Annotated in this window: 18 protein-coding genes; 15 read left to right on the top strand and 3 right to left on the bottom strand. The window is 56.2% G+C overall.

Annotation, left to right across the window (positions count from 1 at the left end):
* A partial coding sequence (locus KP814_RS28875; RefSeq protein WP_216740020.1) for a LysR substrate-binding domain-containing protein occupies nt 1-575 on the bottom strand: 575 nt, incomplete at its 3' end.
* 110 nt (nt 576-685) lie between these two features.
* Between KP814_RS28875 and KP814_RS28870 the strand changes: the two genes are divergently transcribed.
* The 4 genes from KP814_RS28870 to KP814_RS28855 all read left to right on the top strand — a co-directional run bounded on the left by KP814_RS28870 (nt 686) and on the right by KP814_RS28855 (nt 5,945).
* Nucleotides 686-1,594, top strand: coding sequence for an MBL fold metallo-hydrolase (locus KP814_RS28870; protein WP_216740019.1), 909 nt, complete (start codon nt 686-688; stop codon nt 1,592-1,594).
* A gap of 135 nt (nt 1,595-1,729) precedes the next feature.
* Nucleotides 1,730-2,500, top strand: coding sequence for a hypothetical protein (locus KP814_RS28865; protein WP_216740018.1), 771 nt, complete (start codon nt 1,730-1,732; stop codon nt 2,498-2,500).
* Nucleotides 2,501-2,638: 138 nt separating this feature from the next.
* Entirely contained in the window at nt 2,639-4,333 is a 1,695-nt protein-coding gene (locus KP814_RS28860) for a methyl-accepting chemotaxis protein (protein WP_216740017.1), read from the top strand.
* Nucleotides 4,334-4,673: 340 nt separating this feature from the next.
* Nucleotides 4,674-5,945 carry an ATP-grasp domain-containing protein gene (locus tag KP814_RS28855; RefSeq protein WP_216740016.1) on the top strand — a complete coding sequence of 424 codons (1,272 nt, stop codon included), beginning with the start codon at nt 4,674-4,676 and terminating at the stop codon, nt 5,943-5,945.
* 67 nt (nt 5,946-6,012) lie between these two features.
* Here the strand turns inward: KP814_RS28855 and KP814_RS28850 are convergent, their stop codons facing one another.
* Nucleotides 6,013-6,756 carry a hypothetical protein gene (locus KP814_RS28850; RefSeq protein WP_216740015.1) on the bottom strand — a complete coding sequence of 248 codons (744 nt, stop codon included), beginning with the start codon at nt 6,754-6,756 and terminating at the stop codon, nt 6,013-6,015.
* A gap of 708 nt (nt 6,757-7,464) precedes the next feature.
* Between KP814_RS28850 and KP814_RS28845 the strand changes: the two genes are divergently transcribed.
* Nucleotides 7,465-8,142, top strand: coding sequence for a PEP-CTERM sorting domain-containing protein (locus KP814_RS28845; protein WP_216740014.1), 678 nt, complete (start codon nt 7,465-7,467; stop codon nt 8,140-8,142).
* Between the two features lie 208 nt (nt 8,143-8,350).
* On the opposite strand, the gene KP814_RS28840 is transcribed toward KP814_RS28845, so the two are convergent.
* On the bottom strand, nt 8,351-8,644 hold the full coding sequence (locus KP814_RS28840) for a hypothetical protein (protein WP_216740013.1): 294 nt from the start codon (nt 8,642-8,644) through the stop codon (nt 8,351-8,353).
* A gap of 472 nt (nt 8,645-9,116) precedes the next feature.
* Here KP814_RS28840 and epsL point away from each other — a divergent pair, with 472 nt between their 5' ends.
* From epsL to KP814_RS28790, 10 genes are all read left to right on the top strand, one after another.
* Complete coding sequence (gene epsL / locus KP814_RS28835; RefSeq protein WP_216740012.1) at nt 9,117-10,298, top strand: XrtB/PEP-CTERM-associated polysaccharide biosynthesis outer membrane protein EpsL; 1,182 nt, start codon at nt 9,117-9,119, stop codon at nt 10,296-10,298.
* Nucleotides 10,299-10,407: 109 nt separating this feature from the next.
* The gene (locus tag KP814_RS28830) at nt 10,408-11,370 is read left to right on the top strand and encodes an EpsD family peptidyl-prolyl cis-trans isomerase (protein WP_216740011.1); all 963 of its coding nucleotides are present in this window, start codon (nt 10,408-10,410) and stop codon (nt 11,368-11,370) included.
* 14 nt (nt 11,371-11,384) lie between these two features.
* Complete coding sequence (gene epsE, locus KP814_RS28825; protein ID WP_216740010.1) at nt 11,385-12,221, top strand: polysaccharide export protein EpsE; 837 nt, start codon at nt 11,385-11,387, stop codon at nt 12,219-12,221.
* A 28-nt stretch (nt 12,222-12,249) separates the two neighbouring features.
* Nucleotides 12,250-13,698 carry a chain length determinant protein EpsF gene (gene epsF / locus KP814_RS28820; protein WP_216740009.1) on the top strand — a complete coding sequence of 483 codons (1,449 nt, stop codon included), beginning with the start codon at nt 12,250-12,252 and terminating at the stop codon, nt 13,696-13,698.
* On the top strand, nt 13,698-14,567 hold the full coding sequence (epsG, locus tag KP814_RS28815; protein WP_216740008.1) for a chain length determinant protein tyrosine kinase EpsG: 870 nt from the start codon (nt 13,698-13,700) through the stop codon (nt 14,565-14,567). Before epsF ends, epsG begins: the two co-directional genes overlap by 1 nt.
* A 28-nt stretch (nt 14,568-14,595) precedes the next feature.
* Nucleotides 14,596-15,474 (top strand): exosortase B, encoded by an 879-nt coding sequence (xrtB, locus tag KP814_RS28810; protein WP_216740007.1) that lies wholly within the window; start codon nt 14,596-14,598, stop codon nt 15,472-15,474.
* Nucleotides 15,467-16,147: an exosortase-associated protein EpsI, B-type gene (epsI, locus tag KP814_RS28805; RefSeq protein ID WP_216740006.1), complete on the top strand. Its 681-nt coding sequence runs from the start codon at nt 15,467-15,469 to the stop codon at nt 16,145-16,147. The genes xrtB and epsI overlap by 8 nt, the downstream gene beginning before the upstream one ends.
* A gap of 69 nt (nt 16,148-16,216) precedes the next feature.
* Complete coding sequence (locus tag KP814_RS28800; protein WP_216740005.1) at nt 16,217-17,722, top strand: hypothetical protein; 1,506 nt, start codon at nt 16,217-16,219, stop codon at nt 17,720-17,722.
* A complete protein-coding gene (locus KP814_RS28795; protein ID WP_216740004.1) occupies nt 17,719-19,314 on the top strand; it encodes a lipopolysaccharide biosynthesis protein in 1,596 nt (531 codons plus the stop codon). Before KP814_RS28800 ends, KP814_RS28795 begins: the two co-directional genes overlap by 4 nt.
* Nucleotides 19,311-20,576 (top strand): glycosyltransferase family 4 protein, encoded by a 1,266-nt coding sequence (locus tag KP814_RS28790; protein WP_216740003.1) that lies wholly within the window; start codon nt 19,311-19,313, stop codon nt 20,574-20,576. Before KP814_RS28795 ends, KP814_RS28790 begins: the two co-directional genes overlap by 4 nt.
* Nucleotide 20,577: the final 1 nt, after the last annotated feature.

Raw genomic sequence — 20,577 nt, 5'->3', positions numbered from 1 at the left:
TGGGAGTAGAGCACGAAGTGGTGTTGCGCCAGATCGCTGATCTTTTTCGGGGTTCCGTGGGCTTTCAGGTATTCCGGGCTGGCCGTCAGCACTCGGGGGATTTCTCCCAGATACTTGGCGTACATTTCCGAGTCTTCGATGCGGCCGAGGCGGATGGCGACGTCGATATTGCTTCTTGGCAGATCAGCGATGTCCGCCCCCAGGATCAGCTCGACGCTTAGCTCAGGAGCGAGCTTCAGCATCTGCTCGACAATGGGAGCGATGAAGGTGTCACCCAGATCCACGGTGGTGGCGATTCGAAGATGTCCTTTGACGTCTTTGCTGTTGCTGAAAATCTCTTCTTCCAGAGCGTCCTGCTCGTCCAACAGCCTGCGCAGGCCCTGGTAGTAGGCTTTGCCCAGTTCAGTAGGCGTGGTTTGGGCGGTGGAGCGGTTCAGCAGTTTCGCCTTCAGGCGTTGCTCAAGTTTGGCGACCTTGCGACTCACCGTCGAAGGTTCCATGTTCAGTTGCAACGCGGCTTGTTTGAAGCCGCCGGCTTCGACGACGCGAATAAAGATCGCTTCAGGAGAGCTCATCTTATTGCACTTTTTGCATTTAGGTTTTGCAATCCTAGGTATTCATATCAATAAGTGCAACTAAATATACTGGATGCAGATTCACATTAATCCGCATTTGGGCATCTGGTATGAAACATTCACTTAAACGCATTTTTGCCTCCATCGTCGTCTTACTGGCGACCCTGCTGACGGTTGCGCCCGCCAAGGCCGCGCTGCAGGAAACCGTCTATAAAGTCGCCGACAACCTGTATTCCTTCAGCCTGGACGGCGGTTACATCTCCATGTTCGCCATCACCGACAAAAGCGTCGTCGTTTTCGAGACGATGAACTCACAACATGCGCAAGCCATGCTGACCGCTATCAGAAAGATAACCGCCAAGCCCGTCAAATACGCCTTTCACAGCCACAACCACTGGGATCACGCCAGCGGCGGTCAGGTGTTTATTCAAGCAGGCGCGGAAACTGTCGCTCATGAAGAAGCGGCGGCCTGGATGCGGGCCAATCCCTATCCGGACATGACGGCGCCGACATTAACCTGGAAGGGCGACTACAAGCAGTTCGATGTGGATGGCCTGAAAATCGACCTGCATTATTTCGGCATGAATCACGGCCTGGGCATGACCGTTTTCTATCTGCCGCAAAGCAAAACCGCCTATCTGGCGGATATCGTGACGCCGAACCGGGTTATCTTCTCCGTCGTGCCGGACTTCAATCTGCGGGAGTGGGAGAGAACCCTGAATGAAGTGCTTAAACTCGACTTCGACACCGTCATTTTCTCTCACAACGAAAAAGCCGAGCCTCTAAAAGGCGGCGACAAAGAAGATGTCAAAGCGCAACTGACCTACCTGCAGGACCTGCGCGCCGAGTTTTATGCTGAACTTAAGAAAGGCACGCCGCCCATGGCCATCGCCTCCACATTGCGGTTGCCCAAATACAAAGACTGGGTCGGCTATGATGAATGGCTGTCGATGAACGTCTGGCGCATCCTGGCGGATGAATTCATGGGGCCGTTCCCCTGGCGTCCTGCGCAGGATTGATCATCCCGCAGACGCGCTTCCGAAAAAGCCAGGTCTGCGTAGGTCGGGCCTGGCTTCTACAGCTGCTAAAACTGATATAACTGCTATAACCGGGTATAGCTGGTGCTGCATCAAAATCAAAAAAGGAGTCGCATCATGTTGAGTGAACTGAGCAACAAAGAGAAAGTCTTCAAACTGCTGAAAGGCATAGAAACCGGCGACCCGGACGCCGCCAGCGTCGTTAACGAGAAACGATATGTGCAGCACAATCCTCATACCGGCGAGGGCAGCCTGGGACTGGCGGAGCTGTTCAAGCAAATCGCCAAGACCGGACCTAAAGTGACGATGGTGCGGGCGTTTGAAGATCAGGATTTTGTGTTCGCCCACATGAAATACGAGTTCTCCTCAGTTAAGGCGGCGTTTGAGGTGTTTCGATTCGAAGACGGCCTGGCGGTGGAGCACTGGGACAATCTCCAGCCACTGGCTGGCCCAAACCCTTCCGGGCACGGCATGCTGGATGGTCCACAACAATCCAGCGACTTGCATTTGACGGAAACCAATAGAACGTTGGTGCGGGAATACGTGAACGAAGTGCTGATAAATCGACAATTGCAACGGCTGGAGGACTTCGTCTCCGGCACAGACTTTATCCAGCATAACCCTGAGATGCGCGATGGCGTTGCATCCCTCCACGAAGCTCTGTCCATACGGGAAAATGACCGTTATGCCTTGACCTATACCACCTTGCACCGAGTCCTGGCGGAGGGCGACTTTGTACTCAGCGTCAGCGAAGCCCTGTGGCGCGATACGCACAGCTCATTCTACGACCTGTTCCGAGTGCAAGCAGGCAAAATAGTCGAGCACTGGGACACCATAGAACCCATCCCTCCCAGGTCGCAATGGAAGAATGACAATGGGAAGTTTTGATTCTGCATTTTTGCCTTATAAACGCCAAAACTAATCGGCAATAGGACTACACTTAATATACATAGGCCCGCTTTCGTCCCTTAATCATTACCGGAAACCTTCAGGGCTTCCGGCCTGCCTGTGGTGAGGAGCAGCGGTATGAACAGACTCTCTCTCATCTGGAAAATCACTCTTCCTGTTATTGTTGTTTTCACTTTGTCCGTCATCGCAATCTACATCTATATCCCCAAAGCGGTTGAAGCCAACGCCATCAGCGAGGCCACCGCGTCGGCGGAGCAGGTTGTGCAGCAGTTCAAGACCTTGCGTGGTTACTACACCAAGAATGTCGTGCAGAAGGTGCTGGGAAATTCGAGCATGAAGGCGTCTTTTGACCATGGTAAGGAGAAGGATGCGATCCCATTGCCAGCGACGATGATTCACGACCTGAGCAAAGAGTTTTCACAAAAGGGCATGACGCTGAAACTGTACAGCGCCTTTCCGTTTCCTAACCGGTCCGAGCGGCGCCTCGACAGTTTTGGTCAGGCCGCCTGGGCCAGTTTGACCAAAGATCCGGACACCACGTTTTCACAGGTGGATAAAGACGCCAAGCTGGGGTCCGTGGTGCGCGTTGCGGTGGCGGACAAGATGGTGGCGCAAGCCTGCGTCTCCTGTCACAACACCCGGGCGGACACACCTAAAAATGATTGGAAACTGGGAGACGTCCGAGGCGTATTGGAGGTGGACATCAACATTGACGGGCCTCTCGCCAATGGACAGGCGCTGGGCTCCAAAATAGCGGTTTTATTGGCGCTGGCCTTGCTCGCTGTGTTGGGGCTCACCGCCATTTTGTATCGGACATTGGCGCATCGTCGCATTAACACTATTGCTGTGGCGATGGAAGAAATTTCCGGCGGCGGCAGCGATCTAAACCGCAGGCTGGATGAGGATGGAAACGATGAAATCAGCCGAATCGCAACAGCGTTTAATCGCTTCGTCAGCGACCTGTCGCAAACCTTCACCAAGATTGTCGGATTAACCCGCGATGTCGCGGCTTCCGCCAAAGAGCTGTCGGATATTACTGACCAGAGCAACGACGACATCCACCAACAGCAACGGCAGACCGAGACGGCTGCGGCGGCGGTCAATCAGATGGCCAGCACGGTGAATCATGTGGCGGAGAACGCGTCACAATCCTCAACAGCGTCCGCCAGCGCTGATGAAGCAGCGAAGCAGGGTCTGCAGGTGACTCAGGCGGCGTCGGCGGCGATTGCGCAAGTCTCCGAGAGCATGCAGGACGCCAAGGAAGTTGTGAACAAACTTAACGAGGACAGTAAAAGCATTGGCGCTGTCCTCGATGTCATTCGCGGTATCGCTGAGCAGACCAACCTGTTGGCGTTGAACGCCGCCATTGAGGCGGCCAGAGCCGGTGAACAGGGCCGCGGATTCGCGGTGGTCGCCGACGAGGTGCGGAGTCTGGCTCAGAAGACTCAGGCGTCAACGGAAGAGATCCATCATATGATAGAGCGGCTGCATTCCGGCGCTCAGGCCATGGTGTCGGTGATTGAGCAGGCTTCCGGTAAAACCGCGCAGTCGGTGGAGTATGCGCAGCGCACCTCCGAAACCATCAATCAGGTGTCGGAAGCGATAAAAGTCGCCAGCGAAATGAGCGCGCAGATCGCCGCCGCAGCTCGGGAACAGCATTCCGTGGCGGAAGAGATCAACAGAAACATCGTATCCATCAACGAAGTGACGGGGCAGTCCTCAGACCGCGCCGTGCAAGTCGCCCAAAGAGCGGAAAATCTCTCCGCCCTGGCGGATGAGTTAAGCGCGCTGACGGCCCGGTTTGGGGCTTGAAAGACAAAGCGCACTTTACTCCTGGAAACGCGCGCCTTCGATTGCCGCCGCAGCCTGTAACTCAGTTGTTGGAAGGCGCTGCGCTTTTCCAACCTACAAGTAGCGAACAATTTATAAACCGTAGGTTGGATAAGCGCAGCGCCATCCAACACTCTTATTCAATATTCTTACTCAACGCTATTACTCAATGCTCTTGCCCAATGTCACTGAAATGCGTCCCGTGTATTGCAAACACTTGGGAATCACCGTGAAAGGCCACATTAATACTGAACTTCGCAAAGGCGAGTCGAGGTTGTTTCACAAGGGAACGCCGACTGAGTGGTGAGATAAGGAGTTTTGCGTGAAGAAAGCCAAGGTGCTGGTGATTGGGGGAGGGCATATACAGCTCCCGCTGATCGAGGAAGGCGTGGAGTTGGGGTTTGAAGTGTTTGTGGTGGATGACAGGGATGCGATTATTGATCCGGCGCTTGCTGAGCGCATTCAGCGGGTTCCTTTTAACCGTCATGATAAGAAAAGTATTGTCGAGTACGCGTCTACACATGCATTCGATGGGATCGTGTCCGCCGGCAGCGATCGTTCGATCAAGTTGATGGCGGAGTGCGCCGCCCAATGCGGAATCAGCACTTATGTGTCGGAGGCGTCCGCCGCGCTGCCGCTGGATAAACTGCGTATGGCTGCGCTGCTGAGAGCCGCTGGTTTGCCTGCGCCCCGCTATGATTTTGTCGAGTCATATGAGCAGGCCGCCTCGCTGGCGGAAGCCTTGGGTTATCCCGTGGTGGTCAAGCCGGTTGACGGTACGGGACAGGAAGGCGTGGGAGCCGCCGCCGATCCAGAGCAGTTGAAATCGGTGGTTAAATCCGCCCTGAATGCATCCCTGAAATCGCGGGCGATCATTCAGGAGTTTGTGGAAGGCGTTGAATACAGTCTGAGCGGCTTTATCTATCGCGGGCGGGTCGCGCCCTTCATCGCCTCATACCGAGGCAGTCCATCGCGGACGGAAGCGGGATTTGGCGTCGCATTAACCAAGCAATATCCGACGGATCTTCCGGCTGAGTTACTCGATCAACTCAGAGCCGACATGGAAACCGCGCTGCAACAAATGGGCGTCGATACCGCGCCGTTTTTCGCCCAGGTGATCGTCACGTCCTCCCACGCAAAGCAATATCGCATCATCGAAGTCATGCCCAGAATCGGCGGCGGCGAAGAAGCCCGATTCGTTCGCGCTGCAACCGGATTTAACCTCGCCAAAGCAACCCTGCTGGCGGCTTTGGGCAGGGAGTTCAACGTCGACGATCTGGTGGACGCCGACGGGAATAACGCCGTGCTGCTCAGGTTTTTCACCACCGAAAACGGCGTATTAAAAAGCATCGCCGGCCCGGATGAGGCTCAGTCGCTGGATGGCGTCAGGGAGATAAAAATCTATCCCCGCATCGGTGACAGAGTTACCTCCCTGAACGACAGCAATGACCGCGCCGGATATTTGATGACCGTGGGCGCAACTCCGGCGGAAGCAGAACGTGTGTCGGCGCTGGCGACGGCGAAGGTCAGGCTGGAAGTTGAGGCGGTAGAGAATGGTAAAGCAGGGCTCCGCCGCCATGCGCCAGAGATGTGAATTTAATGCAGTCGCAAACGCATTATTCCAACAGTAGTGAAAACTGGAATAATGCGTTGAAAAAGCGCTAGCCCAACAGCGTTTGCTCAATCTGCTGCAAATAGCTGCTGGGCATGGCGGGGTAGTCCCAGATAAAGAGACCGCCAATGCCGTTTTGCGTCACCTGATCAAGAAAGTAGGTCAGGTTCTGCTGATTCAATCCGGCGGGCGTCAGCGCCAGTATCACCTGCTTGGCGGGAACGCCGTTGGATATGGTGCGTTTGATGGCCGGGCCGACATTGGCCTCTATATCGCTCATGCTCCACATGGCTTCGGCGTAGCACATCAGGCAGAAACGATTGACCGCGCCGGATTGCGCCATGGTTTGCACGGCCTGATTGATCTTGGTTCCCTCGCTGGAGGCGCTGGGGTTGTTGTAATCCCAGCCAGCGAGAAAGGTGTAACTGCATTCTTTGTTGAGCGATTTCAGCTTGCTCATCGTCTCAACCAGCATGTCCACGTTCATGTAGCACTCGTCATCAAAATCCACGCCGGCCCAGTTTTTGGTTTGGGTGGCATTGACGATGGCGCTCACTTCCGTCGCGTTCTGGGGCATATTGTTCGGCGTGCAGCCACCGCCGCCGTAGGTCCAAAGCACTTTGCCCGATCCGCCAGGCGCAGCAGTCGTGTCCGGACTCCACCCCGGAGACTGAGGCGTGCCGGTCGTTAGCCCGGAAAGGTTGGTCACCATGCCATACATGGTGTAAGAAAAAGACTGAGGAGAAGAGTCTGCAGGGTTTTGCGTCCAGCCGCCAATCACATAGTCGCTCATAGCAATTTCCTTATTCCAGTGATAGAACAAAACAACCCGACTCCATCAGCTTAGTCCAAATCCATCGCCCCGGCAGGAGAGCCGTTATTGCTCCTGTGACTGCGTAATTTGCAACAGATTATTTTTATTAGATATTTATATAAGGCGCGCACTGCAAAGGCGAATTTATAACCAATTGTTATGAGGCTCCATGTATGAAAAGACCTGCAAAAAGTTAAAAAATAATTATGTATCCGTAATCTAATTGATACATATCTGATTTATTGTGTTTTTAAAAGATAAAAAGAGAACGCTGCATATATAAGCGATTGTAACGTCCATAAAGAAAATGGAATAAAGCGGTAAAAACAAAGGCGCGCTGGCCTGCTTAATGTCAAATACAGCGCGGATTACTCGGTGGTTTCGGGGGCGATGGTATTAAGTACTGATGACGTTGTCCGAGCAGTGGTAGACCCTGTCCAGGCAGGCGATTCAACGGATGCAGGCTGGATTCGGAACGCTTTATCACATCGCTCGATATCTTGATCACCCAATGAAAAATCGCGTAACGGTTGTTGGACTTTTATTGTGTCAACAGTTGTTTTCTTTTTATACGAATGAGTATTATTCATGTCGGCGACGTCGTATTTCTATTATGAGTCGTATTAGTTAGAAACTTTGTATCGCCTATGGAAATGGACCTCAACCCAATAAAACAAGGAGTTAAACATGAATCCTTTTAGAGGGGCAGTCCTGGCGACAACGCTTTCGGCAGTGAGTATGGGCGTTAGCGCCAGCACACTGGTTTTTGATTTTTCCGGAAGCGTCGACCTGACTTTTGACCCGAATTATCACAGCCAACAAACGATTGACGAATATACTGACATATTCATGGAGGATGCATCCTACGCGACGTTCCTCGGTCAGATTATTCTTCCCAACTTCGATAATTACCTGACTGGTACGCACCAGGTGAGCCTCAACTCCAATGGCCTGAATCTGGCGATTGTGAGCGGCATGCTTGGCGGTATTGAAGGGACTCGTCAAGAGGCGCCGGATGGCGTCACCTGGACTCCCGACAGCACCCAGGACGGCGACAGCGGCGTATTGACCATCGTAGACGGCAACATTACCAGCTTTCAATGGTATGCGGGCCCGGCGAACGAAGGCATTATCGGCGCTTATAACAGCAGCGTTTTTGATGGATGGAAAACCAAGCTGGGCGAGATCAACCTCAACCTGAATGGCGCCACGGATTCTATCTTGATCGGTGACGTTTACTTCGCTTCCAATCAGTTCGGCGCAGCCGCTGTAACCATGGTTCCCGAAGCCGACGCCTACGCCATGTGGATGGCCGGCCTGGGCATCGTGGGCTACGTGGCCCGTCGACGCAGCCAGAAAGCGTAAGCTTTCACTTTGTAGTTTGCAGACAATTTGTCGTTCACTGACAGATAGGTCGCTAGCAGACAAATAGACGGACGTTATTTGTCTGACGGATTGATAGTCTGAAACCTAAGCGGGAGACATGGGCGACCAATACTCCCGCTCTCATATACGCCCGCGCGTCGCCGACCCAATACCCAAATATTAAGGCGACGGCTTGTGCGCAACGCGGCTAATCAACGGCGATGCCGCAGACCTCCAGTTCCTTGCCAATGACTCTGAGCAAGTCAGTCAGACGTCCGTAATAAACATAAAACTCCTCCGCGCCGACATGCCCCTTCAAACGCTCCAGCGCATCACAGGCGGAGATAATCAGCCGCCGAACCTGGACGGGGGTATCCGGTCGTGCTTTGAGGTCCTGCAGTTGCTTGCGCTTGGCGTCGATAACCTGATGCTTGGGGGCGTCGCACACGTTGTCGTCAATGAGCAGCTGGCGCCAGTCGCCGTCAATCAAAGATTGAGTCATCCTTTTTGTTCTCCCTAATCACAGCTCTTTGTGGTCCCTAATGGCCTGTTTTGTTGTTCAACTGCTTAACCTAACCAGTCTAGCTCATCTCGCTCCGATGTGGAGTCATTGCGCAAACCTCTATTCTCAACGCGGCCCGCCACGAAGAGGCTGCGGGCTTGCAACCAACTCCGCCGAATTATCCTGATTTCGTAATATAAGCATCCTATTTCGTAATAGTAAGGAAACGGAATCTCCTCTAGAATGGCCTTCGCTTTGTGCTACACAGACGCCATCCAGGGATCTTGGATTTTCCGTCGCTTGAAGCGTGCGTCATGGCTTCGACTCTTTTTATTCAGGTCATTCACGACTTCAGCGCAGGGTGTTCGGCGTCTGCCTTAAAATTCTTTGGAGCGCAGGATCGCGTTCTTTATGTGAGTGACGAATTCAAATGTTCTGTCCGATCAAACCTACCGCATGGATTACAGCGGGCTTGTCATTGTTTTACTGCACGGCGGCGCAGGGTAAAGTCGGCGACGCCTGGGAATTCAGCGCAGGCAGCCTTTTGCGTCATGAAGACAACCTGTTCCGGTCGACCTCCGATAACGAAAGAAATGAGCAGATTGTTTCCACCTTCGCGGCGGTCAGCGGCGAGCAGGCGATCTCCCGCCAGAACCTGAAACTGGACGCCCGGTTTTCCGATAACCGCTACCATCATTACGACTACCTGGATTACTCCGCCTGGGAGGCCGAAGCAGCCTGGGACTGGCTAGCCACCAGCCGACTGCAGGGCGTGCTCGGCGCCGACTACAACGAATCCATCAACAGCTTCGCCGACTTTTCCGGAACCGAACAGAATATCCGCACCCTTCGTCGCTATTACCTGGACGCGGACTGGCGTGTCGCCGGTGGCTGGAAACTACTGGCCGGCGGCGCCCACTATCAACAGGAAAACAGCTCCCTGTATCGCGTTGAAGGGGACTATCAATCTGATTCTCTCGAACTGGGCATGGGATATGAAGCGCCTTCCGGCAGCAATGTTTCCGTCTCGTTGCGCAAGACAGACGGCGATTACGCCAATCGCGTCATCAGCACGACGGACCGTGTGGATTCCGGTTTCGAACAGAGTCTTGCGGAAATGCGCTTCCTGTGGATGTTCAGCGGTAAATCAAAAATCCGCGGCAACCTTGGTTATGTCGAACGCGAACACGATCACTACGGCGAGCGTGACTATCAAGGCGTCATTGGCGGGCTGAGTCTGGACTATCAATGGACAGGATCAACCCGTGTGTCCGCGGCGGTCGAACAAAATCTGGTGTCCTATCAAAGCTCGCCGGTTACAGATGTCGGTAAAGTGATGACCAGTCAGGCTTACTATAACAGCAGTTATTATCGGCGACGTCTGATCTCCATCGGGCCGCTGTGGCGCTACTCCGCCAAAGTGAGTCTGCATGCCCGCTGGCGCTATGAAGAAAGGGACTATCAGGGCGGTTTGCTGACCGGACTGGATGGGCGTAAAGACCGCTTGCAAACGCTGGTTTTAGGGGGCGACTGGAGCCCCGCCAACTGCGTCCTGATAGGCGCGGCGTTGCAGCGGGAGAGGCGTGCTTCGAACCAGGCGAACGCGGATTTCAACAGCGATATGGCGACCCTGTCGTTAACCTTTACTTTTTAGTGAGAATCACTATCACTGGAAATTTTTTAGGTTTAGTATGTAGCCCACATGTAGGAATGTGTAACTGTGTGGTCAATCGCGCCGCACATATTAACTAAAGGATTTAGCAATGTTTCTCCATAGAACTTCCTATCCGAAGTTTGTCTTTCTGGCCGCCCTGACGGGTTCTTTGGCCGGGTGCGGCGGCGCAGGCGAGGCGACGGACGCAACCCAGGTAGTCGCCAAAGTCAACGGTTCGGAAATTTCTATTCATCAGCTTAACGCCATACTCGCCAAGCAGCCTTCTCAGGGCGTCAGTTCCGACACGGCGCGGGCGCAGGCATTGGATGAGCTGGTGGAGCAGCAAGTCGCCTACGACAAAGCGGTGGAGCTTAAGCTGGACCGCAGTCCCGATGTGGTCATGGCGATTGAATCCATGAAGAAAAGCATCATCGCCCGCGCGTATCTGCAACAGGTGATTGGCGCGCTGTCGCAGCCTTCTCTGGAAGACATTCACCAATATTACGAAGAACATCCCGCGTTATTCGCTGAGCGCAAGCTGTACAGCCTGCAGGAAGTCGCCATTGAGCCGCGGCAGGAACTGCTTGCACCACTTAATGAAAAAGTTAATAACGCCAAACAACTGGAAGACATCGTTTCCTGGCTGAAATCAGAGGGCGTGCAATACCGCGTCAATGCGGCGAACCGCTCCGCGGAGCAGATCGGTCTGGAATTGTTGACCCAGGTAGCCGGGCTGGAAGACGGCGCGATGACCTTGTTCCAGGGCCCCAACAATTACTTGGTCGTCAGAGTGGCGGCCTCGCAGGAAAGAGCGGTGTCGGAAGAAGACGCCAAGCCCCGCATTACACAATATCTTCATAATTTGAAGGTACAAAAAACCGTTACCGAAGAAGTCGAGCGCTTAAAACACAGCGCCGCCATCGAGTATGTCGGCGACTTCAAGCGGCTCGCCATCCCTGCCGCGGGCGGGGAGGCAGGCGTGGAGATAGGAACTGAAAACAGCGGCGTCGAGGGCGGAGAGGATATCCGCAATGCCGACGCCGTTTCTTTACAACTGGGAAGTGATGCGTAACGGCGACTAAAAACATGGAAGCTTTATTTTCTTACGTCATGCAATTGACGCAAATGCGAACAAAGATAGTGCTGGGTCTGTTGACGCTGATCCTGTTTACGCCGGTCCGGGCGGAGGTCGCCGGCCTGAATTACCGCCTGGCCCCCGGGGACGCGATTCGCATCAACGTATTTCAACAACCGGACCTGACTCTGGATACCCGTATTTCCGAAAACGGAAGTATTACTTACCCGCTGATCGGCAGCCTGCAATTGGGTGGAGAAACCCTGGCGGCGGCGGAACAGCAAATCGCCGCAGGTTTGCGTCAAGGCAAATACGTGAAGGACCCGCAGGTCACCATTACGCTGCTGGAAATTCGCGGCAATCAGGTTTCGGTGTTGGGGCAGGTAAGCCGCCCCGGCCGCTTTCCTTTGGAGACGCAAAAGACCCGGCTTTCCGACGTTCTGGCGATGGCCGGCGGCGTCACCGATTCAGGCTCTGACATTGTCGTGGTGTCAGGAATTCGCGAAGGCAGGCCGTTCCACAGAGAGGTGGATTTCCCCGCCATCTTCGCCCAGGGGGAGCGCAACGCTAACATCCTGGTGGCTGGCGGCGATGTGATCTTTGTAGATAAGGCCCCGGTGTATTACATCTACGGCGAGGTGCAGCGTCCCGGCGTCTATCGGGTCGAACGCAACATGACCGTACAACAGGCTCTGGCCCAGGGCGGGGGAGTCAGCCTGCGCGGCACCGACAATGGCATCAAGGTGTATCGCAAGGACGCCAAAGGCGATGTGGAGTTGAAAGAATCGGAGCTGTACGACCTCGTGCGCGCCGATGACGTTATCTACATTCGCGAAAGTTTGTTCTAGGAAAGATCTGTTCCAGGAAAGATACGTAATGACCTTGAAACATGTATTACTGGTTCTGTGGGCGCGGCGCTGGGTAGTGCTGAGCGTTCTGCTGGCCACGATAACGACCACCGCCGTGGTCAGCCTGCTCATTCCCAAAGAATATACGGCCTCCACCACCGTGGTGCTGGACGTGCAGACCCCCGACCGCATTGTCGGCATGGTGCTGCCGGGCATGATGTCGCCGGGTTATATGGCGACGCAGATGGATATCATCACCAGCGATCGCGTCGCCCAGGGCGTAGTGCGTCTGCTGAAACTGGACGAAAATCCGGAAACCCGCGACAAGTGGCTGGAGGAAACCGGCGGCCAGGGAACCATCGCCGTGTGGATGGCGCCGGGTCTGAAGAAAAATCTGGAAGTCAGTCCCGCCCGGGAAAGCAATGTCATCAGTGTGGAGTTCAGCGCCACGGACCCTAGATTCGCCGCCACCGCCGCCAACGCGTTCGCACAAGCCTATATCGACACCACGATCGATCTGCGGGCGGAGCCGGCGAGAAAATACGCCGCCTGGTTTGAGCAGCAATACGAAACCCAGCGCGAGCGCCTGCAAAGAGCGCAAAAGGCGCTGTCTAATTTTCAACAGGAAACCGGCATCGTAGTGACCAATGATCGCCTGGATTTCGAAAACCAGAAACTGGGCGAGCTGACCGCGCAGCTGAGTCTGGCCCTGGCTGAAGGCACGGATTCCTCCAGCAAGCAGGGCTTCAACCAGGGTAGCGACACGCTGCCGGAAATCATGCGCAATCCGCTGATCATCCAGCTCAAAACCGACATTGCGCGCATGGAGTCGCGGCTGCAGGAGTTGTCCGAAGACTATGGCGTCAACCACCCGCAATACAAAAGCGCCGCGTCCGAACTGGCCAGCATGAAATCCCGTCTGCGCATGGAAACCGCCAAGATCGCGGAATCCATTTCTACAGTTGGACGCGTCAGCAAAGCCAAGCAGGCGGAACTGAAAGACGCCATCGAAGAACAGAAAAAGAAAATGCTGGAGCTGAAAAGTCAGCATGATCAGATTCAGATTCTGTCCCATCAGGTGGAAACCGCGCAGCGTGATTTCGACGCCATCAGCCAGCGTCTCACGCAAAGTCAGCTGGAGGCGCAAACGGTGCAGACCAATGTCTCCGTATTAACGCCAGCGTCGCCGCCCCTCAAGCACAGCAAGCCCATGTTGTTTCTCAATCTTGTTATCGCGGTGATGCTGGGAGGACTATTGTCTGTCGGCGCGGCGCTGATTCTGGAATTACGCAACCCTAGGGTGCGCTCTGTAGAAGATCTGCAATCCGCACTTGGCGTTCCCGTATTGGCGCAATTGAGTAAAGCGCCGGTATCCATGACGAAGAAAAAAGAAGGGAAGACCGATACCGCCAGACCGTCGGGACTGAAGAACGGCGCGATGGCGGGCGGCTCTTATCCATTGGCGGGAGAAGCCTGATGAACATGGAAGCTCTAAACCTCAGCAGTCATTCGCCATCCATTGGCGCCATATTGATCGACAGCGGGCGTCTGGAGCCCGCCGCCGCGGAGCAGATTCTGCGTTTGCAGCAAAGCAAGCCCGGTCTGCGTTTTGGCGACGCCGCCATGCAGCTGGGGTTGTTGGACGACCAGGATATTCAGTTCGCGTTGTCGCAGCAGTTTGTTTACTCCTATTTGCAGGCGTCCGACGACCGCATCAGTCAGGAAGTGGTCGCCGCGTTCAACCCGTTCAGTCATATCGTCGAACAACTGCGGGCTTTGCGCAGCCAATTGCTGCTGCGCTGGTTTGACGCGCAGAACGGGCGCAAAGCCTTGTCCGTGGTCAGCGCCAATCATGGCGAAGGCCGCAGTTTTGTCGCCGCCAATCTGGCGGTGGTGTTCTCGCAACTGGGAGAGCGCACGTTGATTGTGGACGCCGATTTGCGTACGCCGCGGCAGCATGAGCTGTTCAAGCGCGCCAATAAATTTGGGTTTTCTACGGTGCTGGCTGATCGCATTCCCTGGCGGGAGGCGGTGAGACGGATTGAAGGCCTGCAGGGGCTGTTTCTGATGACCGCCGGGGCGATTCCGCCCAATCCCCAGGAGCTGCTCAGCCGGCCGCGTTTCCCCAGTCTGATGGAGGAATTGAAGGCGCACTACGACATCGTCATCTTCGACACTCCGCCAGGAGCGTCGGTCTCCGACGCGCAGCCGATTTCCGCCCAGGCGGGCGGGGCGCTGGTGGTGGCGAGCCAGCACAAAACTGACGTCAGAGGCCTTAAATCCCTGGTGGCGAATCTGGAGCAAAACGGCGTCGCCATCGCCGGGAGTCTATTAAACAAAACCTGACACTCACACGCCGAAGCACTGAAACATCATGCAGCAGACGATCACCCGACCCCATATTCCGGCGATTAGCGAATGGTCGCCCGTACTATTAGGCGTTGTCGTGCTTTATCTGCCCACCTACTACGATCTGGCCGGTTCTTTGTGGGCGTCGGGTGAGCAGGGGCATGAGCCGATTATTCTCACTCTGGTGTTGTGGTTTTTCTGGAAAAAACGCCAGGACATTCACCGGCTTGAGTTTGCTCCCGCCTCTCTGGAAGGCGGCGTCGCCCTGGGCGGCGGCCTGGTTCTATATGTATTGGGGCGGTCGCAGGACATTTTGCTGTTCGAAGTGGGCTCGCAGATTCCGGTGGTCGCAGGGCTGCTTTTGCTGCTGCGAGGTCGCGAAGCAATGAAAATGATGTGGTTTCCACTGCTGTTCATGATTTTTATGGCGCCCTTGCCGGGACCGCTGGTGAGCGCGCTGACGCTGCCCATGAAAACCGCGGTGTCCTGGTCCGTGGATCAGGTGCTTTACTGGGCGGGCTATCCGGTATCCCGATCAGGAGTGATTCTGCAGGTCGGCCAATACCGCCTGCTGATCGCCGACGCCTGCGCGGGATTGCATACCTTGTTTACGCTGGAGGCGATGGGGCTGTTCTATCTGCACATCGTACGTCACGAATCGATCTGGCGTAACGTCGCCCTTGCCATCGCCATTGTTCCGATTTCATTTGTCGCCAATTTCATCAGGGTGCTGGCGCTGACCTTGATCACCTATTACTACGGCGATGAGGCGGGGCAGGGCTTTCTGCATGGGTTCGCCGGCATCGTGCTGTTTGTCAGCGCGTTGTTGCTGATTATTGGCGTCGACTCGATTCTGCATCTGGCGCTGAAACCGGCGACAAGGAGGAGACAGGCCAATGCGTAATCACAAGACCAGTCTGATCGCCTGCGCAGCCATGGTGATTTCGGCGGTGTCGGCGTACGCCCTGACGCCGAGGGAAATGCTGTCGGATCACATCGCCAAAGTGAAGCTGGATGCGATGATTCCTGAAGTGTTCGGCGGGTGGCGCGAAGTCACGCACTCCGCCAACCAGATCGTCGATCCGCAGACCCGGGAGACGATCGATCGCATTTATAACCAGACGTTTTCCCGCACCTATGTGGACGAATCGGGTTACCGAGTAATGGTTTCCATTGCATACGGCGAAGACCAGCGCGACGCCATTCAGATGCACTACCCGGAAGTCTGCTATCCGGCCCAGGGTTTCACTTTGGCGGACAAGACCTCCGGGTTGTTGCAGACCGATTATGGCCAGATTCGCATCACCCGTCTGCTGACGTCACAGGGGCAGCGCCATGAACCGGTCACTTATTGGGCGACGGTGGGGGAGAAGGTGATCGCCAACAAGGTGGACAAGAAATTGAAGGAAGTCAGTTACGGCTTCCGTGGTTACATTCCGGATGGACTGCTGTTTCGCGTGTCCTCCGTGGATAAAGATTCCTTGCGCGCGTTTCAGAAACAGCGGGAGCTGGTGGACGCGCTTTTAACGGAAATATCGCCAGCGTCGCGACAGCGCCTGGCGGGTTTGACTCAGTAAGGATTCACATAACAGGTTGACGCAGTAAATAACCGGAAGGACTCTTACTTTTAATCGAAAGGATGTTCGATGATTTTCAGTCAGCAGTTGCAAGCCGGCGCATGCAGCGCGTTGGTGCTTTTTGAGCGATACGGGGTGGAAGCGCTGATCATTCTGGGAGCGCTAGGCGCCGCCGTTGTATTCGGCATGGTCGCCTCCACCGGCAACCTGTTGCTGGCGGGTCTGGCGGCGGGCATGATCGTCGGCCTGCTGGCGTTCGCCAACGCCGCCATCACCCTGTGGTTGATCCTGTTTTTAGGCCTGTTCGTAGCCGGCTTGGCGCCCATCTGGGCGGAAGGCCTGAGCAAGAAAGCAGTGTGGGGCATTTCCGTACTGGGCCTGATCCTGTTCCTCAGCGCCGCCTCGCGCCGCCTGCTCAATCCCGGCAGCGCTGAAAAGCAGCCGCTGTTCATCTGGCTGGCGCTGGTGTTTGTCGGCTACGCCTTATTGAACGGCGCGGCGCAATCGACGCTCTTTGAACTCGCCAGCGGATTTAAACGCTACTTTCAGGTCATGGGCGTCTGTTTCGCACTGGCCTGGCTAAGTTTTTCCCGCGCGGACATGGACCGCTGGGTGCGGCTGTTCGCAGCGCTGGTGATCGTGCAATTGCCGTTCGCGCTCTATGAGCTGCTCAAGCTCGTGCCTGTCAGGGAAAGCCTGCAATACGCCTATCCCGGCATGATCCCCATCGACGTAGTAGCCGGCACTTTCGGCGCAACCCGCTACGCCGGCGGCGCCAACGCCGAAATGGCGAGCTTTCTGGTCATCGCTCTGGGCTTTCTGCTGGCTAGACGCAGCGAAAAGCTGATAACGCCGCGCCACTTTGCAGTCCTGGGGCTGTTCGCTCTGACGCCGCTGTTCCTCGGTGAAACCAAGGTCGTGGTGATTTTTCTGCCGGTGATGTTCGTCACCCTGTATGGCCGGGAGTTGTTGAGAAAGCCCCACCTGGCGGTGCTGTGGTTGATCGTCGGCGCGTTGCTGACACTGGGCGCCGCCTACGCCTATCTGCAACTGGTGAAGGCGCAGAGCCTGTCGGAAATGCTGTCCGACACCATGGCCTACAACATGGGCGACAAGGGTTACGGCGGCTACTACTTGAATCGTCTCACCGGGTTGCTGTTCTGGTTCCATCAGCAAGGCCTGCATGACCCCGTCTCTTTCTTCTTCGGCTGCGGCATCGGCTCCGCCCACGACGCCACCGGCGGAACCATTGCGCTGCGTTATCCGGGCTTCGGAGTCAGCCTCACGGCATTGTCTTCCTTGTTGTGGGAGCAGGGGCTGTTGGGCTCTCTGCTGTTCTACGGCGTATTAGTGTCGGCCTGGCTGACAGCCGGCAGGTTGCGCGCTGCGCGATTTGGTCGCCGGATCATGGCGGACGCCGCCGGCATCCAGGCGGCGCTGAGTCTTTGCATGATCTATCCGGTTTATCGCAGCACCTTGCTGGAGGGGTTGCCCTTTCAGATTCTGTTCTGGGGCATGCTGGGGTATCTGGCGTGGCTTTACCGTGAATCCCGACATGCGGAGGCGGCGGCATGAGTCATCCTTATTCACGTCAGGCGCTGATTTCCGGCACGAAGAAGTTCCTGTCCGGCAAAGTTATCTCCGCCTTGCTGACCCTCGGCATTCTGTTAGTGACGGTGCGTTTGCTGCCGGTGACGGAATACGGCGCCTACGTCACTCTGCTGGCTATGACGGAAATTGGCCGCTCCCTGGCGCAACTGGGGCTGGCCTGGCTCACTGCGCGGCAGCTTCCTGAATATCGCCTTAAGGCTGATGGTCCTCGTTTGATTGGGTTCTGCCGCCGCGTCGTGGCATGGCAAAGCGCGGCGCTTATCGCCTGCGCCTTGCTATTCGCAGGGCTGATGGATGCCTATCTCAGCTGGGCGGGGCTGGAGGCGTTCCGGCCCGCCGCACTGGTGTTTCTGGGCGTCTTTCTGGTGGAAGGCGTTGGCCGTTTCCTGCGGGAGGCGGTGCTCGGGCCGCTGTTGTTGCAGGGCGGCATTCGGGCCAGCATGGTGGGGCGGCAGCTGCTTTATCTGGCTGGGTTACTCGTCCTGTGGCGGCTTTCCGGTTCCAACCTTACCCTGCCAATACTTTTGCCATCAGCGCAAACCTTGGCGCAGCCTGGGATAGGCCTGTACGCAGTGGTGCTGATCGAACTGGCGGCGTCCGGGTTTGGAACCGCCGTCGCGCTGGCGTGCCTGATCAAATTCTGTCGTTCGATGCGCGGATTACAGGGGGAGGCGGGCTGGACGGAGCCGTCCATTCGCCAGCAATGGTGGCTATCCCTGCACATGTATTTCGCGCACTTGCTGACCTTGCTGTACAGCCCGCAGGCGCTGGTTAATCTGCTGCAGAAATACCTGGGGCCGGAGGCCTCCGCGGTGTTCGGCTTTCTGCGCACCTTGAATGACCAGATTGCGCGCTACCTGCCGGCGTCGCTGCTGTTCAGCCTGATCCGGCCGAAACTGGTGGCGGTCTACGTCAACGGCGGCGGCGCCCCTGAGCTGAGTCGCCTGACCAATTCCGCCGGCAAAGTCAGTCTGGTGATTCTGCTGCCGTTGGTGTCCGTGGCGGCGGTATTCGGCGACGAACTCATCCAGCTTATTTCCGGCGGCAAATTCAGCGACTCCGGTTACCTGTTCTTCGGATTCCTGTTGTGCCTGATCCCATACAGCCAGCGGCTTTTACTGGAAACCGCCGCCGTGACGATGGATCAGGCCAACCTGTGTAAATGGGGCGCAGCCCTGGGCTTGATCACGTTGCCCAGCCTGTGGGCGCTGCTGCACCTGGGCTTCGGCGTGTGGGCGGCGGTGATCGCCATTGGGCTGGGACATGTGCTGTTTAACAGCTTCATCATCGCGGGCCTCAAGCAGCGTTGCGATTACGCTTTCGACTGGCTCAATCAGACCAAACTCATTCTGGCCATGGCGGTGGCGATCATTCCCGGCGCGATCAGCCCGGACGTTTCCGTCGCGGCGCTCGGCGCCGGCCTTATTCCATTGCTGGGTTATTCACTGCTGATCGTTGGCGCTTTCGTGGTGTCAGTGTGGTTGCTCCGGCCTTTCACCGTAGAGGAGACAGGATTATTGAAATCGCTAGTTAAGAGAGGCGCGCGCGCGGCATGAGAACGATGAGACTGCTTTATCTGACGCCAGGGTTATTTCCCGCTCGACGAGTGGATGTGGGCCTGCTTTTTGGCGACTGTTTACCCCGCCATGGGGTGTATTCCGACATTGTCGCGTTTCGCAAACCCGGCGCGCAGGAACAGGAGGAGGCCTGGGGCGGCGGCGAGGCGATTCTGGCGGACCCGCCGCGCCGACTCAAACATCTCGCCGTATTCATGCATATGTTCAAGGCGCTGGCGCAGTCCCGACGCGACCGGCATGACGGCGTACAGGTGCGGGATATGCCCTTTATCGCGTTAATGGCGCTGATACTCGCCCGTCTCAAAGGCATGCCATTCCTGTACTGGTGCTCTTATCCCTATCCGGAAGGCCAGATAGACCGCGCCCGCCGGGCCACAGGTTTGAAGAAGCTCGCTTCGCTGCCTTTGCTGTTGCGCGGACTGCTGGGACGCTTTGTTCTGTATCGACTCGTGCTGAGTCGGGCGGATCATATCTTTGTGCAGTCGGAACGAATGAAACGGGACATGGCGGACCGTGGCGCGCCCGCCGAGCGCATGACCCCGGTTCCCATGGGCGTGGATCTGGAGCGCATGCAGGCTTCCGTAACGGCTTTTGATGCGGACGCCACAGACGATGTCAGCGTCGATAAGCGCATGCGGGGCCGACGCGCGCTGATTTATCTGGGCAGCCTGGATTACGTGCGCAATATCGAAACCCTGTTTGAAATGGCGTCGCTGCTGCGCTGGCGCCTTCCCAATATTGTGCTGCTGATCGTCGGCGACACCCATGATCAACAGCACAAGGCCTGGCTGCAGGAACGGGCGCGCCAGTTGGGCGTCGACGATATTCTGATCTGGACCGGCTGGCTGCCGATTCAGGAAGCCTGGCGCTACATTCGCCAGGCGGAAGTGGGCTTGTCGCCCATTCCCCGGGGCGAGCTGCTTGACTGCTCCTCGCCGACCAAACTGATCGAATACATGGCGCTGGGCGTGCCCGTCGTCTGTAACGACAACCCGGACCAGCAAATGGTGATCGAGCAATCCGGCGCCGGACTGTGCGTTCCTTATACCGCGGAAGACTTTGCGAACGCGGCGGAAACGCTGCTCAAGGAAGCGCCGGAAATGCGCCGGCAAAGAATGGAGAACGCCATTCGCTACCTAAGAACCCACAGGGACTATCCAGTCATTGCAAGGAAATTGGCTGGAACCTACTTCGCCATCCATGAGAAAGCCTGTCACGAGGCTCTGAAGCAAGGAAGTTGAA

The organism is Hahella sp. HN01, from assembly GCF_018986435.1.
GTDB lineage: Bacteria > Pseudomonadota > Gammaproteobacteria > Pseudomonadales > Oleiphilaceae > Hahella.
Note: the sequence above shows the minus strand (reverse complement) of the source record. Positions and strands in the feature narration are given on the sequence as shown.

Coding starts and splice junctions, on each gene's coding strand:
- KP814_RS28865 (WP_216740018.1), top strand. CDS start 1,730: ATGTTGAGTGAACTGAGCAACAAAGAGAAAGTCTTCAAACTGCTGAAA.
- KP814_RS28795 (WP_216740004.1), top strand. CDS start 17,719: ATGAGTCATCCTTATTCACGTCAGGCGCTGATTTCCGGCACGAAGAAG.
- KP814_RS28790 (WP_216740003.1), top strand. CDS start 19,311: ATGAGAACGATGAGACTGCTTTATCTGACGCCAGGGTTATTTCCCGCT.
- KP814_RS28830 (WP_216740011.1), top strand. CDS start 10,408: ATGTTTCTCCATAGAACTTCCTATCCGAAGTTTGTCTTTCTGGCCGCC.
- epsG (WP_216740008.1), top strand. CDS start 13,698: ATGAACATGGAAGCTCTAAACCTCAGCAGTCATTCGCCATCCATTGGC.
- epsI (WP_216740006.1), top strand. CDS start 15,467: ATGCGTAATCACAAGACCAGTCTGATCGCCTGCGCAGCCATGGTGATT.
- KP814_RS28845 (WP_216740014.1), top strand. CDS start 7,465: ATGAATCCTTTTAGAGGGGCAGTCCTGGCGACAACGCTTTCGGCAGTG.
- KP814_RS28870 (WP_216740019.1), top strand. CDS start 686: ATGAAACATTCACTTAAACGCATTTTTGCCTCCATCGTCGTCTTACTG.
- xrtB (WP_216740007.1), top strand. CDS start 14,596: ATGCAGCAGACGATCACCCGACCCCATATTCCGGCGATTAGCGAATGG.
- KP814_RS28860 (WP_216740017.1), top strand. CDS start 2,639: ATGAACAGACTCTCTCTCATCTGGAAAATCACTCTTCCTGTTATTGTT.
- KP814_RS28800 (WP_216740005.1), top strand. CDS start 16,217: ATGATTTTCAGTCAGCAGTTGCAAGCCGGCGCATGCAGCGCGTTGGTG.
- KP814_RS28840 (WP_216740013.1), bottom strand. CDS start 8,644: ATGACTCAATCTTTGATTGACGGCGACTGGCGCCAGCTGCTCATTGAC.
- epsE (WP_216740010.1), top strand. CDS start 11,385: ATGGAAGCTTTATTTTCTTACGTCATGCAATTGACGCAAATGCGAACA.
- KP814_RS28850 (WP_216740015.1), bottom strand. CDS start 6,756: ATGAGCGACTATGTGATTGGCGGCTGGACGCAAAACCCTGCAGACTCT.
- epsF (WP_216740009.1), top strand. CDS start 12,250: ATGACCTTGAAACATGTATTACTGGTTCTGTGGGCGCGGCGCTGGGTA.